General features: G+C 64.5%; 14 protein-coding genes. 9 read left to right on the top strand and 5 right to left on the bottom strand.

The annotated features are described in order from the left end of the window. Window positions 1-85: 85 nt before the first annotated feature. Complete coding sequence (locus FNV92_RS33600; protein WP_143842861.1) at window positions 86-1,348, bottom strand: NAD(P)/FAD-dependent oxidoreductase; 1,263 nt, start codon at window positions 1,346-1,348, stop codon at window positions 86-88. A 297-nt stretch (window positions 1,349-1,645) separates the two neighbouring features. On the opposite strand from FNV92_RS33600, the gene FNV92_RS33595 reads away from it, so the two are divergent. After that, window positions 1,646-2,818 carry an ABC transporter substrate-binding protein gene (locus FNV92_RS33595; protein ID WP_143842862.1) on the top strand — a complete coding sequence of 391 codons (1,173 nt, stop codon included), beginning with the start codon at window positions 1,646-1,648 and terminating at the stop codon, window positions 2,816-2,818. Between the two features lie 169 nt (window positions 2,819-2,987). Here FNV92_RS33595 and FNV92_RS33590 read toward each other — a convergent pair whose 3' ends face one another. Next, window positions 2,988-3,896 (bottom strand): shikimate dehydrogenase, encoded by a 909-nt coding sequence (locus FNV92_RS33590; RefSeq protein WP_143842863.1) that lies wholly within the window; start codon window positions 3,894-3,896, stop codon window positions 2,988-2,990. Between the two features lie 389 nt (window positions 3,897-4,285). Further along, window positions 4,286-4,462 carry a hypothetical protein gene (locus FNV92_RS33585; RefSeq protein WP_015689184.1) on the bottom strand — a complete coding sequence of 59 codons (177 nt, stop codon included), beginning with the start codon at window positions 4,460-4,462 and terminating at the stop codon, window positions 4,286-4,288. A gap of 165 nt (window positions 4,463-4,627) precedes the next feature. Here FNV92_RS33585 and FNV92_RS33580 point away from each other — a divergent pair, with 165 nt between their 5' ends. The 7 genes from FNV92_RS33580 to FNV92_RS33550 all read left to right on the top strand — a co-directional run bounded on the left by FNV92_RS33580 (window position 4,628) and on the right by FNV92_RS33550 (window position 9,977). Continuing rightward, on the top strand, window positions 4,628-5,356 hold the full coding sequence (locus tag FNV92_RS33580) for a helix-turn-helix transcriptional regulator (protein ID WP_143842864.1): 729 nt from the start codon (window positions 4,628-4,630) through the stop codon (window positions 5,354-5,356). An 83-nt stretch (window positions 5,357-5,439) separates the two neighbouring features. Continuing rightward, window positions 5,440-6,099: an acyl-homoserine-lactone synthase gene (locus FNV92_RS33575; RefSeq protein ID WP_168213433.1), complete on the top strand. Its 660-nt coding sequence runs from the start codon at window positions 5,440-5,442 to the stop codon at window positions 6,097-6,099. A 1-nt stretch (window position 6,100) separates the two neighbouring features. Next, a complete protein-coding gene (locus FNV92_RS33570; protein WP_143842866.1) occupies window positions 6,101-6,319 on the top strand; it encodes a hypothetical protein in 219 nt (72 codons plus the stop codon). A gap of 318 nt (window positions 6,320-6,637) precedes the next feature. Further along, window positions 6,638-7,555 (top strand): branched-chain amino acid ABC transporter permease, encoded by a 918-nt coding sequence (locus FNV92_RS33565; RefSeq protein ID WP_143842867.1) that lies wholly within the window; start codon window positions 6,638-6,640, stop codon window positions 7,553-7,555. Further along, window positions 7,552-8,496 (top strand): branched-chain amino acid ABC transporter permease, encoded by a 945-nt coding sequence (locus FNV92_RS33560; protein ID WP_143842868.1) that lies wholly within the window; start codon window positions 7,552-7,554, stop codon window positions 8,494-8,496. The genes FNV92_RS33565 and FNV92_RS33560 overlap by 4 nt, the downstream gene beginning before the upstream one ends. Next, a complete protein-coding gene (locus tag FNV92_RS33555; protein WP_015689178.1) occupies window positions 8,489-9,256 on the top strand; it encodes an ABC transporter ATP-binding protein in 768 nt (255 codons plus the stop codon). Before FNV92_RS33560 ends, FNV92_RS33555 begins: the two co-directional genes overlap by 8 nt. After that, window positions 9,249-9,977 carry an ABC transporter ATP-binding protein gene (locus FNV92_RS33550; protein WP_168213434.1) on the top strand — a complete coding sequence of 243 codons (729 nt, stop codon included), beginning with the start codon at window positions 9,249-9,251 and terminating at the stop codon, window positions 9,975-9,977. Before FNV92_RS33555 ends, FNV92_RS33550 begins: the two co-directional genes overlap by 8 nt. Before the next feature lie 119 nt (window positions 9,978-10,096). On the opposite strand, the gene FNV92_RS33545 is transcribed toward FNV92_RS33550, so the two are convergent. Then, entirely contained in the window at window positions 10,097-11,533 is a 1,437-nt protein-coding gene (locus tag FNV92_RS33545) for a glutamine synthetase family protein (protein WP_143842869.1), read from the bottom strand. A gap of 155 nt (window positions 11,534-11,688) precedes the next feature. After that, window positions 11,689-13,047, bottom strand: coding sequence for an aromatic ring-hydroxylating dioxygenase subunit alpha (locus FNV92_RS33540; RefSeq protein ID WP_143842870.1), 1,359 nt, complete (start codon window positions 13,045-13,047; stop codon window positions 11,689-11,691). Between the two features lie 113 nt (window positions 13,048-13,160). Between FNV92_RS33540 and FNV92_RS33535 the strand changes: the two genes are divergently transcribed. Next, the gene (locus tag FNV92_RS33535; protein WP_143842871.1) at window positions 13,161-13,946 is read left to right on the top strand and encodes an IclR family transcriptional regulator domain-containing protein; all 786 of its coding nucleotides are present in this window, start codon (window positions 13,161-13,163) and stop codon (window positions 13,944-13,946) included. Window positions 13,947-13,956 lie beyond the last annotated feature (10 nt).

Below are 13,956 nucleotides of genomic sequence, written 5' to 3'. Positions count from 1 at the left end.
AGGTCCCTCGATAAGTCTCATCCGCGGAGAGAGGCCCCTCACCCCAACCCTCTCCCCGTAAGAACGGGGAGAGGGAGAAGAAAGCCTACACCACCTTGCTTGACCCCTGCGTGATCAGCCGCGCCGCCCGTTGATCGCGTGCGTAGATCCACAGCCAGCTCAGCGCGACGCTGAGGCGGTGGCGGAGGCCGATCAGGAAGTAGATGTGGGCGATGCCCCAGATCCACCACGCGATGGTGCCGCGCAGTTTGATGCGGCCGAAGTCGATGACCGCGAGCCGCTTGCCGATCTGCGCGAGGCTGCCGGAGTGCTTGTAGTGGAACGCTCTGGTCGGTGCGCCGCGCAGCCGCGCCTTGATGGTTTCGGCGACATGGCGCCCCTGCTGCTTCGCCGCCGGCGCGATGCCGGGCACCGGCTTGCCCTCCCAGGCGTTGATCAGGACGGTGTCGCCGATCGCGAAGATCTCGGGATGGCCGGGGATGGTCAGGTCGGCCTCGACCTGGACCCGTCCGGCGCGATCGCTTGGTGCGCCCAGCCATTCCGCGGCGGGTGAGGCGCGAACGCCGGCGGCCCAGATGCGAGTCTTTGCTTCGAGCAGCTTGCCGCCGAACACCACGCCCTCACGATTGATCTCGGTGACCGCCTGTCCCAGCACGACCTCGACGCCGATCCTTTCGAGCGACGCCTGCGCATACGCGGAGAGATCGTCGGGAAATCCAGCTAGCACGCGCGGCCCCGCCTCGATCAGCACCACGCGCGCCTTGGTCGTGTCGATGTTGCGGAAGTCGCCGGGCAGGGTGTGATGCGCCATCTCGGCGATGGTGCCGGCGAGCTCGACCCCGGTGGGACCGGCGCCGACGATGACGAAGGTCAGCCGCGCCGCGCGCCTGACCGGATCTGTCTCGCGCTCGGCGCGCTCGAATGCCAGCAGGATATGACGGCGCAGCGTGGTCGCGTCCTCCAGCGTCTTCAGGCCGGGCGCGAACTGCTCCCATTCGTCATGGCCGAAATAGGCATGGCGTGCGCCGGTGGCGAGCACCAGCGTGTCATAGGGCACCTCGCTGCCGTCATCGATCAGCACGCAGCGCCTGTCGGCATCGACGCCGCTGACGGTCGCAAACAGCGTCGTTACCTCGCGCCGGTCGCGCATCAGGTGCCGGATCGGCCAGGCGATCTCGCTGGTCGCGAGCGAGGCGGTCGCGACCTGGTAGAGCAGCGGCTGAAACAGATGATGGTTGCGGCGGTCGATCAGCGTGATCTCGACCGGCGCGCCCGCAAGCCGGTAAGTCGCCTCCAGTCCGCCGAAGCCGGCTCCGACGATGACGACGCGATGGGGGGTAGCGGCCATGATCTGCCTCGAATCTCGCTGCTGCTCTCCTTCATGTAAGTGCGCTTTCGGCGCCATAGTCCAATAGCCGTCATCAATCGCGGCATAGGCGGGGTGTATCGATCCGCCGCGAGAAAGCGCCGCAGCCTTGGACCAAGTGAGTAGAATTATATTTCTTGCCATCCGCGATTGGGGCGAAATATGGTGCAGAGACAGGCGCTGAGCCATTGGCGGCTCGACAGATTTTGCGTTCAATAGAGACGACCCGGGGCGGCGATCACCCTGCTGCCGGGATCAATAATAAGGAGGGGAGTGGTTATGAGGACGGCATTCTGGCTGGCGGGTGCGGCTGCGCTCACGCTGGCAAGCCCGGCATTCGCCGGCGACACCATCAAGATCGGCTTCGTTTCGACCTTCAGCGGTCCGACCGCCGTGATCGGCAACGACATGCGCAACTCCTTCGAGCTGGCGCTCGACCACATCGGCCGCAAGATGGACGGCAAGCCGGTCGAAGTGATCTACGAGGACGACGGGCAGAAGCCCGATGTCGGCAAGCAGAAGACCGAGAAGCTGGTGCAGTCCGACAAGGTCGATTTCATCGTCGGCTACATCTGGTCGAACGTGCTGCTGGCCTCGCTCAAGACCGCGGTCGACTCGCAGACCTTCCTGATCTCGGCCAATGCCGGCCCGTCGCAGCTCGCCGGCGAGCTGTGCAGCCCTTACGTGTTCTCGACCTCCTGGCAGAACGACCAGACGCCGGCCGCGATGGGCCTCTACATGAACCAGAAGGGCGTCAAGAGCGTGTTCCTGATCGGACCGAACTACGCGGCCGGCAAGGACATGCTCGCGGGCGTCAAGAGCACGTTCAAGGGCGAGGTCAAGGGTGAGGAATACACGGTCTGGCCGAGCCAGCTCGACTTCTCCGCCGAGCTTTCCAAGGCGCGCGCCTCGGGCGCGGAATCGATCTTCGTGTTCTATCCCGGCGCGGCCGGCGTGCAGTTCCTCAACCAATATGCGCAGGCCGGCCTGAAGAGCACGATGCCGCTCTACACGGCGTTCACCGTCGACGAGCTGTCGCTGCCGCTGCAGAAGGAAAATGCGCTCGGCGTTCCCGGTGCGCAGGAATGGGTCAACGACCTGCCCAACGAGCAGAACAAGCGCTTCGTCGCCGACTATCGCAAGAAGTATCCCGGCCTGCGTCCGACCTATTACGGCGCACAAGCCTATGACGCGGCCCAGCTGATCAACAGCGCCGTCGTCGCGGTGAAGGGCGACACCAGCAAGAAGGACGCGATGAAGGCCGAGATGGAGAAGGCCAACTTCAAGTCGCTGCGCGGCCCCTTCAAGTACGGCAAGAACCACATCCCGGTGCAGAGCTTCTATCTCCAGGACGTGGTCAAGGACGGCGAAGGCCAGCTCTCGCTGAAGACGGTCGCAACGATCGTGGAGAACGACCAGGATCGTTTCCACGACAAGTGCGCGATGAAGTGAGTTTGCTCTCTCCTCCCCTCTCTCCGTTCCTACGGGGAGAGGGTTGGGGTAAGGCGCTGCTTCCACACACCGTCATTGCGAGCGCAGCGAAGCAATCCAGTATCCCTCTGCGGAAAGATTCTGGATTGCTTCGTCGCTTCGCTCCTCGCAATGACGGCGTGGATGGAGCCTACACCCCCGGCATGCCCCCGGGCCGCGATGACGCTGCGCGATAGGTCGAACTTCGCGCCGCCATCACCTCGTCGAAAGCCTCGCCCATGATCTCGGTCGAAGGAGCAAGGCCGGTGAACAGCTCGAAGGCGTCGGCGGCCTGGTAAATCGCGAGCTCCCGTCCGGTCATGATCCGCGCGCCGCGCTCCTGCGCCGCGGCGAGCAGCGGCGTGATCAGCGGCGAATACACCGCGTCCGTCACCCACAATTTGTCGTGCAGCAGCGTGACTGCAACGGGGGTGTCCCGGTTCGGCAACATGCCGACCGGCGTGCCGTTGACGAGGCCGGTTGCGCCATGCAGTGCATCCTCGACACTTGCGGCTACCTTCGCGCCGTCCCGCGGGGCAAGCAGGGAGACCAGCGTCGCGGCGCGCGCAAGCTCGCTGTCGAAAATGCGGATGTCGGTCACGTCAAGGCTCGCCAGCGCGAAGGCGATCGCCTTGCCGACGCCGCCAGCACCGATCACGGCGACGGCGTTGCCGGACGGCGCCAGCAGCGGCGCCACCGCACGCGCAAAGCCGGTCGTATCGGTGTTATGGCCGGTCAGCCGTCCGTCCTTGACGACGACGGTGTTGACGGCGCCCATGGCGGCAGCGCCCGGCGCCAGCGCGTCGAGCAGCGGCACCACCGCCTCCTTATAGGGGAACGTGACATTGACGCCGGCGAAACCAAGGCGCCGCACGCCTTCGAGCATCATGGCGAGCCCGGCCGCGTCGGCACCGGCGACTTCGATGAGCTGGTAGTGACAGCGCAGGCCGAGGGCCTCGGCGGCGCGCTCGTGCATGGCGGGAGATGCGGAATGCGCGATCGGCGCGCCGATCAGGCCGGTGAGGAGCTTCTTGCTGGCGGCGTATCCGCGCTTGGACATGGCTTTCTATCGTCTCGCTGGGAGCCTTCGTCCCGGCCATTAGCGGGGAAATCCGCTCAATTCCAGCGGATTTTCAAGAGGGCTTTCAAGGCGCTTTCGTGCGACGATAGCCTTTCCCTTGCCTTGCACAATGACCCGTTTATCCAACAAACCTAACCTCATGTTTGTGGCGGTCATCTCACGAGCAGCGTGATGGGCATCGTCGAAGAGACGTTGCGCTGCGTCCGAGACACGGGAACGCGGCCAAGCTCATCAGCCTTCTGCCACGAGCGGAGAAGGAAAGAGCCAGCCTCGAGATCGGATTGTTTCGACTAAAATCAGCCCGTTTGAATGACGGGGCATCGGCGCGCGATCTGTTTCATCGGCGTCGCATTTGCCTCGAGTGCGCTCTAGCTCGCCGGTCCTTCCGGCGACACGCTGCCGGGCCGCTCCGTGTGCTCGCTTTGCAGCACCTCGCGCGCGAACTCGATGATCTTCTGCTTGTTCGCCGTTTCGTGGACGGCAAAAAACACGCGGTTCAGTTCAAGGCCGAGCACGCTGTTGAGGGCGATGTCCTCGTCTTCCATCGTGGTTTTCCCGCTTTAGACGCCACAGGTGTAACTTGGCGTCACTTCTTCCACAAGTAGATTAAATTCTCGGATCGAACGGGGCCGCAAAACTACGGGAGCAGCAAATTGAGGCAGCCCACAAATACGTGCTATACGGGAAGGCGTGGGTCAGGAAACGCACCGATGTCCGCCGTAGACTATGGCCGGGAGGCGCTCGACTTCATCGAGGGCCTCGGGACCTATCGCAAGGTCCCGGACGCCATGAATGCGCTCGAAACGGCGTTCGGCCGCTTCGGCTTCGAAACCATCATCGTGACGGGATTGCCGAATCCCGATCAACGGTTTGCGCAGATGGTGCTGGCCAAGCGCTGGCCGGCAGAATGGTTCAGTCTCTACACCCGGAACAACTACGATCGTGTCGATCCGGTGGTGCGGTTGTGCCGGCAATCGGTCAACCCGTTCGAATGGGCGGAAGCGCCGTATGACGCCGACCTGGAACCGGATGCGGCCGAGGTGATGAACCGCGCCGGCGATTTTCGCATGTCGCGCGGTTTCATAGTGCCGATCCACGGGCTGACCGGCTACGAGGCCGCGGTGTCGCTCGGCGGCGTTCATCTCGATCTCAATGCCCGCAGCAAGCCGGCGCTGCATTTGATGGCGATGTATGGCTTCGACCACATCCGCCGCCTGCTCCAGCCGGTGCCGTATCCCCCGGCCCGTCTCACCCCGCGCGAGCGCGAGGTGATCGCGTGGGCCTCGCAGGGCAAGTCGGCCTGGGAAATCGGCGAGATCCTGCACATCACGCAGCGCACCGCCGAAGAGCATCTCGCAACCGCTGCGCGCAAGTTGGGTGCCGTCAACCGTACGCATGCGGTCGCGCTGGCGATTCGCAACAAGATCATCACTCCCTGAGCGACATACTGGGAAATTTCCCAGTATCGAGCCTGCCTCTTTTCACAGAGGCTGACTCCCATTGAGGCTGAATGGGGGTTTTCATGATTCATGCAATTTCTGCGGTCAATCGCCACCTTTACCAAGACGTTCTCGAGCAGCATTTCCGGCTGCGCCACGACATCTTCGTCGAGGAGCGGCACTGGGACACGCTGCGCAAGCCGGATGGCCGCGAGATCGATTCCTACGACAACGAGGACACGGTCTACCTGCTCGCGCTGGAGGGGCGCCGCGTCATTGGCGGTCACCGGCTCTACCCGACGACCAAGCCCTCGATGATGAGCGAGGTCTTTCCGCATCTGGCCGCGGTGCGCGGCTGCCCGGCTGACCCGCTGGTGTGGGAGTGGTCGCGCTACTTCGTCGTCCGCGACCGCCGCGACGGCCCGCTCAACCTGCAGCTGATGGCGGCGGTGCAGGAGTTCTGCCTCAATCAAGGCATCGCGCAGGTCAGCGCGATCATGGAGACCTGGTGGTTGCCGCGCTTCCACGAGGCCGGCTTCATCGTGACCCCGCTTGGACTGCCGGCTCTGGTGGAGAACGCCTGGACCATGGCGGCAACCATCGACATTCGCCGCGAGACGGTCGACGCCCTGCATGATCGCATCGGCGTCGCGTCGATCGTGCGACAGGACGGCCCGCGTCTGGACGCCGTTGCCCGTGCCAACCTCTGCGGCCTCGCTGCCGCGCAACGAAAGAGCGCTTGAGATGACGAACATGATGCGGGACACCCAGACCATGGCGCAGACCAGGGACGAGAATCTCGGCTACATGTCCGACATGGCGCTCGAGCTCGCGCAAATGGCGGACGACTCCGGATTGGCGACGCTCGCCTATCTGTTCCGGATGGCGGCCCTTGAGGCCTCGACGGCAGACAGCATGCATCCCGAACGGGACGACCATTCCCGGGAGATCACGTCGCACTAGACGTCCTCTTCGTCACTCCGGCGAATTCACACCCTCCCCACGGCCTGCCGCGGGGAGGGTGATTGTTTGGGTGCGGCAGGTTGCCCCACGCCGCTCGGCAGCTTTCTTGCAGGGATTTGTTGAAGACTTGAGCAAGGCGTGTTCGACCACACGCGTCCGGATGCAACAAAGTGCATGTCTGGCGCGGAATCGCTCTTGCCTCGGAACGATACTGCCATTACCCATTTTTCCGCCTTGCAGAGGCAGGGGGAGCTCTTTCACTGATGGCGACCGTGTTCGAACATCGGCGCGACACCGCGTGCGCCTGAAAGAGTTCTGATGCTGCTTGTCGTCGAACAGTTCCTGAACGGATTGCAGTTTGGCCTGCTGCTGTTCCTGCTCGCCGCGGGCCTGACGCTGGTGTTCGGGATCATGGATCTCGTCAACCTCGCGCACGGCTCGCTCTACATGATGGGCGCCTATTTCGCGGCGACCTTCGCGGCCTCGACCGGAAGCTTCCTGCTCGGTGCGCTGCTGGCGCTCGGCGCCACGCTTCTGCTCGGCATCGTGCTGGAGATGAGCGCGCTGCGGCATCTCTATGGTCGCGACCATCTCGACCACGTGCTCGCGACCTTCGGCCTGATCCTGTTCTTCAATGAAGCGGTGCGCCTGATCTGGGGCCCGGCCGGCCTCGCGCTGCCGCTGCCCGCCTGGCTGACCGTGCCGGTGCCGATCCTGCCCGGCATTCACTATCCGGCCTATCGCCTCGCCATCATCGTGGTGGCGCTGCTGGTCGCGCTGCTGCTCTATCTCGGCGTGATGCGCACCCGCATCGGCATGCTGATCCGCGCCGGCGCCTCCAACCGCGAGATGATCGGCGCGCTCGGCATCAACATCAAGCTGCTCTACACGCTGGTGTTCGGCCTTGGAGCCGCGCTCGCCGGCCTTGCCGGCCTGATGCAGGCGCCGATCCTCACCGTACAGATCGGGATGGGCGAGAACATCCTGATCCTCGCCTTCGTCATCATCGTGATCGGCGGCATCGGCTCGATCCGCGGCGCGTTCCTTGCCGCGATCTTCGTCGGCATGATCGACACGCTCGGCCGTGCCTTCCTGCCCAATCTGCTGCGGCAGGTGCTGAGCGGCGCCGCTGCTTCCACCGCCGCGCCCGCGCTGTCCTCCATGTTGATCTACCTGTTGATGGCGATCGTGCTGGTGGTGCGGCCGGAGGGGCTGTTTCCGGCCAATCGTCGATGAAAACTATCACCGTGAGCAAGGCCGTCACGGCCCTGATGCTGGCCGGCCTCATGCTGCTGCCGCTGTATTCGCAAGCATCCGGCAACGTCTTCATCCTGACGCTGTTCACCCGCATCGTCATCCTGGCGCTGGCGGCCGCGAGCCTCAACCTCATCATGGGCTATGGCGGCATGATGAGCTTCGGCCATGCCGCCTATCTCGGCATCGGCGGCTATGCCGTCGGCATGCTCGCGCAGGAAGGCGTCGGCTCCGGCTTCATCCAGTTTCCAGTCGCGCTGGCTGCCTCCGCGCTCTATGCCCTGGTGATCGGCGCGCTGAGCTTGCGCACCCGCGGCGTCTATTTCATCATGATCACGCTCGCCTTCGCGCAGATGGCCTATTACGTCGCCTCCGGCCTGGCGCGCTACGGCGGCGACGACGGCCTCACCGTCTACAAGCGCAGCGACTTCTCCGGGCTGATCAATCTCGGCAATCGCACTCAGTTCTACTATCTCTGCCTCGCCTGCCTCCTCGGTGTCATCTTCCTGATCTGGCGCATCGCCAATTCGCGCTTCGGCCTGGTCGTGCAGGGACTGCGCTCCAATGAGCAGCGCATGCAGGCGATCGGCTTCCCGGCGAAGCGCTACCAGCTCGTCTGCTTCGTCATCTCCGGCATGATGTGTGGCCTCGCCGGCGCGCTGCTCGCCAACAATACCGATTTCATCAGCCCGGCCGTGATGTACTGGACCCGGTCCGGCGATCTCATGGTGATGGTGATCCTCGGCGGCATGGGCACGCTGTTCGGTCCCGTCATGGGCGCCGTGGTGTATCTGCTGCTGGAGGAGTTCCTGTCGCAGCTCACCGAATATTGGGCGCTGATCATGGGGCCGATGCTGCTGCTGATCGTGCTGTTCGGCCGCGGCGGCATCATGGGCCTGCTCGGGAGGTTCAATCGTGGCTGAGCCTCTGCTCCGGGTCGACAGACTGGTGCGCCGCTTCGGCGGCATCATCGCGACGGATCACGTGTCGCTCGACGTCGCGGCCGGCGAGCTGCATGCGATCATCGGCCCGAACGGTGCCGGCAAGACCACGCTGATCAGCCAGCTCACCGGGCATCTCGAACCGCATTCCGGCAGCGTCTCGCTCGGCGGCCGCGACATCACCTATCTGCCGGCCTATCGTCGCTGCGCGCTGGGCCTTGCCCGCTCGTTCCAGATCACCTCGCTGCTGCTGGATTTCACTGCCGCCGACAATGTCGCGCTGGCGGCCCAGGCGCATGCAGGCCACTCGTTCCGTTTCTTCGCCAATGCCCGCAAGGAAAAGGGCCTGCGCGATGCCGCCCATGCCGCGCTCGACCGCGTCGGGCTGCTGCATCGTGCCGATATCCTGGTGTCCAGGCTCAGCCATGGCGAGCGCCGCCAGATCGAGCTTGCGGTCGCGCTCGCGAGCAAGCCGAAATTGCTGCTGCTCGACGAGCCGATGGCGGGCCTCGGCGTCACCGAATCCCAGAGCATGGTCAAGCTGCTGCAGGAGCTGCGCAAGGAGGTCTCGATCGTCCTGGTCGAGCACGACATGCCCGCGGTGTTCGCGCTGGCCGACCGCATCACGGTGCTGGTCTATGGCCGCGTCATCGCCTCGGGCGATCCGGCCGCGATCCGCGCCAACGACGAGGTCAAGCGCGCCTATCTCGGCGACCAGCATGTGGTGACGCACCATGGCTGAAGACATGATGGCTGACGCGCTGCTCGACGTCGACGGCATCGAGACCTGCTACGGCCTCAGCCAGGTCCTGTTCGGCCTGTCGCTGTCGATCAAATCGGGCGAGATGGTCTCGCTGATGGGCCGCAACGGCATGGGCAAGACCACCACCATCCGCTCCATCATGGGCCTGACGCCGGCGCGCGCGGGCAGCATCCGTTTTGCCGGCACGGAGGTGCGGACGCAGCCGTCCTACCGTATCGCCAAGCTCGGCGTCGGCCTCGTCCCCGAGGGGCGCCAGATTTTCCCGAATCTCACCGTGCGCGAAAACCTGGTTGCGGCCGCCGCCGATCGCTTCGATAGCGCCAATCCCTGGACGCTCGCCGCCATCTACGTGATGTTCCCGCGGCTCGCCGAGCGCGCCTCCAACATGGGCAACCAGCTCTCCGGCGGCGAGCAGCAGATGCTCGCGATCGGCCGCGCGCTGATGACCAATCCGAAGCTGCTGATCCTGGACGAAGCGACCGAAGGCCTCGCCCCGCTGATCCGCGAGGAAATCTGGAGCTGCCTGTCGCTGCTCAAGAGCCGCGGACAGTCGATCCTGGTCGTCGACAAGAACGTCGACCACCTCGCCCGCATCTGCGACCGCCACTACATCATCGAGCGCGGCAAGACGGTGTGGAGCGGCACGTCCGACCAGCTGATGGCCGAGCCGGATCTGCAGCATAAGTATTTGGGGATTTGAGCCCTCGCTCTATCCCCGTCATTGCGAGCGTAGCGAAGCAACCCAGAGTCTTTCCGCGGAGGGATTCTGGATTGCTTCGTCGATTCGCTCCTCGCAATGACGGCGGATGGAGGGGGCCCTCAAAACACCTCGAAATACTCGCGGTGCTCCCAATCGGTCACCTCGGCCAGGAAGCGGTCGATCTCCGCATTCTTGATGTGGGTGTAGTAGTCGACGAACTCCGCCCCCAGCTTGTCGCGGAAGAACGGGTCGTCCTTCAGCGCGGAGACCGCATCGCGCAGGGACTTCGGCAGCAGTGGCGCCTTGGTCTCGTAGGGCGTGTCGGCCGACGGGCCCGGATCGAGCTTGCGGTCGACGCCGTCGAGGCCCGAGAGAATCTGTGAGGCCATGTAGAGGTAGGGATTGGCGGCGGGCTCGCCGATGCGGTTCTCCAGACGCGTGGCGGCATCATTGGCGCCGCCGAGCACGCGGATCATCACGCCGCGATTGTCGCGGCCCCAGATCGCGCGATCCGGCGCCAGCGAATAGGAGCGGTAGCGCTTGTAGCCGTTGATGGTCGGCGTGGTGAACAATGTGGATGCGCGGGCGTGGTCGAGCAGGCCGGCCAGGTAACCGCGGCCGAACGCGCTGAGCGGCCCGTCGCCGTCCTTGGTCATGAACTGGTTTTCGCCAGTCGCGCGGGAGACGATCGACTGATGCAGGTGCCAGCCGCTCGCGAACAAATTCGGCAGTTTCGGCCGGCACATGAAGGTGGCGTGATAGCCGTGGCGGCGCGCGATCTGCTTCACGGCGCTGCGGAACAGCACCATGTTGTCGGCGGGCTCCAGGCCCTTCTTCGGCGCGAAAGTGAACTCGCACTGGCTCGGCCCGAACTCGACCTCGACCGAGCGCAAGGGCAGCCCGAGTGCGACGATGTCGCGACGCAGGATCTCCAGCACCGGCTCCATCTGATCGAAGCGCTGCTCGGTGAGATATTGATAGCCGTGGCTGAGCAGACTCACCGAGGGCGGTGTGCCGGGCTGGCCGGCGTCCTCGGGCCGCATATGCGGATCGTCGAGCTTGAAGATGTGGAATTCGACCTCGAGCCCCGCGACGAAGTCGTGGCCGCGACGGCCGAGCTCGTCGAGTACCTTGCGATAGAGCCCGCGCGTCGCGAACGGCACGGGACGGCCGTCCTGGAAATGCAGGTCGCACAGCACCCAGCCCGTCGTGGGGGCCCACGGAAGCACGCGAAAGGTGGTGGGGTCGGCGACCATCAGCACGTCGGCGGCGCCCTCCATCTCCTTCATGCCGAAGCCGCCGCCGGCGGTAAACACCGGGAATACCGTGCGGTGCGAGGTGTCCTTGGCGAGCATGGTGGTCGTGATGGAGCAGCCACTCTCCAGCGAGGCAATCGCTTCGGCGGCGATGATGGTCTTGCCGCGCAGAATGCCGTGCTGGTCGGGGAAGGCGAGGCGGATGACCTCGAGATTCCTCTCCTCGACGATGCGCCGCATGCGCGCTGCGGCGTCCTTCTGCTCATCCGACCACAGCGCGTGACGCGCGACGAAAGTCACTATGGTTGCTCCTCAGTCACCGATGCTCGATGTGTGCACGACGCCTGCCACATTCTCCGTCATTGCGAGCGTAGCGAAGCAATCCAGAAATGCATCCGCGGTGAAAGACTGGATTGCTTCGCTTCGCTCGCAATGACGAGGATGGGCCGTCACTCTTACTCCGCCGCCGTCAGCCGATGTATATTATCCGCGATCTCCTTCGGCACGGGTGCCGTCCAAGGCGCGCCGCGGCGGCGCTTGACGTCGACTTCCATCCAGTAGGTCTCCCAGCCCCGGGTCGGCCCGATACCGTCCATGGTTGCCGGCCCCTGGATGCTGCGTGCATTGGCCTCGTCGAGAAACAGGATCGGCCTCTCGCCGCCGCCGACCTTCTCGATCTCCTGCCGCAGCAGGCGGCGATATTGCACGATCGCCTTGTCGCTCGAGCCAAGATGCTCCTTGGTGCGATCCTGGATCGCGCCCATCGATTCCACCGCCCACTGGTCGTGGACGTTGATGTCGTTGCCCATGCCGGTATAGGTCGCGGTCTGCTGCTCGTGCGGATCGAAGCCGTAATTGTTGCCGCTGTTCTTGCGCGATTTGTAGTCGGGCAGCTCGTAGAGCTCGAGCCGCTGCTCACGCATCTTCTTCTTGTCGACCGGCGCTGCATAGCTGGTGAAGATGGCGTACCAGTAGCAGTTCTCGTCGTCGACCGGCACGTGCCACTGCGTGATCGTCATCTCCGTGCTCATGGGGATGACGAAAGCGTGCGGGAACAGCTGGTTGGTGACGCGCACATGGGTGCGTTCTTCGTCGATCTCGCGCAGCGCGATCAGCCTGAGGCCATATTCGGTGTGCTCGACATTGATGATCGGGCGGTCGTATTCGCGCAGGATCTTGGTCATCGGCAGGTCGCTGCCGGCGGAGGCGCCGCGGAACTGTTTGCCATAGGCCGTGGACGTGTCCTCGTCCTCGAAGAAGCGATGCAGATAGGACGCGTGCGCGGGGTCGATGCCGACTTCCAGCGCCTGCAACCAGTTGCAGGCCATGTGGCCCTTGAACGCAAAGGTGTGTGTGCCGGGCGCGACGAAGCAGTCGATCTCCGGGAATGCCGGCGGTTCGCCCTCGCCAAGATACGCCCAGAGGATGCCGCTCTTCTCCACCACCGGGTATGAGCGCTGGCGGATGTTCTGGCAGAGCTTCGAATCTTTCGGCTCGGCCGGGGTCTCGACGCACTGGCCGGTCGCGTCGAACAGCCATCCGTGGAAGGCGCAGCGCAATCCGCCATGCTCGAGCCGTCCGAAGGCGAGGTCGGCGCCGCGATGGGCGCAGAGGCGGTCGATCAGGCCGTAGCGCCCGGTCTCGTCGCGGAACAGCACCAGGTTCTCGCCGAGCAATTTGACGGGGCGGATCGGCCGCTCGCCCTCCAGCTCGTCAACCAGCGCCGCCGGTTGCCAATAGCTGCGCATCAGCTTGCCGCAGGGATCCTTCGGCCCGGTGCGGGTGATCAGGTCGTTCTGCTCCTGGCTCATCATGGCGAGTGCATCCTCTGTGGAGTGGCGAATGTTCGCCTATTGAACGAATGGGCGAATTATGACATGCCTTGGATTAGCGGCAAGCATTATTTTGCAGGACTGTCCCGAGGACCATGCCCAAGCTGAAACGAAGCGAGACCGACGAGCGCGCGACGGATTTCGTCGAGAGCCTCGATCGTGGCCTGCGTCTGCTTCAATGCTTCGGAGCGACGACGGGTCCGATGACGCTGAGCGATCTCGCCCGCGCCGCCGATCTGCCGCGCGCCACCACGCGGCGCATGCTGTTCACGCTCCAGCGTGGCGGCTTCGTCTCCGGTGACGGAAAGCTGTTCTTGCTGACGCCGCATGTGCTGACGCTCGCGGCGTCCTATCTGCGCTCCAACCAGCTCGTCACGGTCCTGCAACCACTGCTCGATCGTGTCGCGATCGCGGCGAATGAAATCTCCTCGCTCGCGGTGCTGGACGGTGACGATGTCGTGTTCGTCGCGCGCAGCAGTCCGGCGCGGATGTTTTCCGGCGGTCTCGAAATCGGTTATCGGCTGCCCGCCTTCTGCACCTCGGTCGGCCGCGCCATGCTCGGCCAGCTCGACGATGCCGATCTCGCCGCGCGCCTGAAAGCGATGAAGCGCGAAGCGCTGACGCCGCAGACAGTGACCGAGCCCAAGGCGTTGCTCGCGCGCATCCTCGCCGATCGCGCGCAGGGCTATTCGCTGGTCGATCGCGAGGCCGAGCCGCATTTCCGCTCGATCTCGGTTCCGGTGCGTCGTTACGACAATGTGATCGTCGCCGCCATCAACATGGGCGCCCATGTCGACCGCGTGCCGGCGCAGGAATTGATCGACCGTTTCCTGCCGCTGCTGCGCGATGGCGCGGAATCCGTGCGCTCGCAATTGCTGTGAGCCTGCGACC

Origin of the sequence: Bradyrhizobium cosmicum (genome assembly GCF_007290395.2) — a bacterium.
In the GTDB taxonomy this organism is placed as follows: domain Bacteria; phylum Pseudomonadota; class Alphaproteobacteria; order Rhizobiales; family Xanthobacteraceae; genus Bradyrhizobium; species Bradyrhizobium cosmicum.
Note: the sequence above shows the minus strand (reverse complement) of the source record. Positions and strands in the feature narration are given on the sequence as shown.

Excerpts from the sequence above, each read along its gene's own strand:
- FNV92_RS33600 (WP_143842861.1), bottom strand. The coding sequence starts at position 1,348 with ATGGCCGCTACCCCCCATCGCGTCGTCATCGTCGGAGCCGGCTTCGGC.
- FNV92_RS33595 (WP_143842862.1), top strand. The coding sequence starts at position 1,646 with ATGAGGACGGCATTCTGGCTGGCGGGTGCGGCTGCGCTCACGCTGGCA.
- FNV92_RS33590 (WP_143842863.1), bottom strand. The coding sequence starts at position 3,896 with ATGTCCAAGCGCGGATACGCCGCCAGCAAGAAGCTCCTCACCGGCCTG.
- FNV92_RS33585 (WP_015689184.1), bottom strand. The coding sequence starts at position 4,462 with ATGGAAGACGAGGACATCGCCCTCAACAGCGTGCTCGGCCTTGAACTG.
- FNV92_RS33580 (WP_143842864.1), top strand. The coding sequence starts at position 4,628 with ATGTCCGCCGTAGACTATGGCCGGGAGGCGCTCGACTTCATCGAGGGC.
- FNV92_RS33575 (WP_168213433.1), top strand. The coding sequence starts at position 5,440 with ATGATTCATGCAATTTCTGCGGTCAATCGCCACCTTTACCAAGACGTT.
- FNV92_RS33570 (WP_143842866.1), top strand. The coding sequence starts at position 6,101 with ATGACGAACATGATGCGGGACACCCAGACCATGGCGCAGACCAGGGAC.
- FNV92_RS33565 (WP_143842867.1), top strand. The coding sequence starts at position 6,638 with ATGCTGCTTGTCGTCGAACAGTTCCTGAACGGATTGCAGTTTGGCCTG.
- FNV92_RS33560 (WP_143842868.1), top strand. The coding sequence starts at position 7,552 with ATGAAAACTATCACCGTGAGCAAGGCCGTCACGGCCCTGATGCTGGCC.
- FNV92_RS33550 (WP_168213434.1), top strand. The coding sequence starts at position 9,249 with ATGGCTGAAGACATGATGGCTGACGCGCTGCTCGACGTCGACGGCATC.
- FNV92_RS33540 (WP_143842870.1), bottom strand. The coding sequence starts at position 13,047 with ATGATGAGCCAGGAGCAGAACGACCTGATCACCCGCACCGGGCCGAAG.
- FNV92_RS33535 (WP_143842871.1), top strand. The coding sequence starts at position 13,161 with ATGCCCAAGCTGAAACGAAGCGAGACCGACGAGCGCGCGACGGATTTC.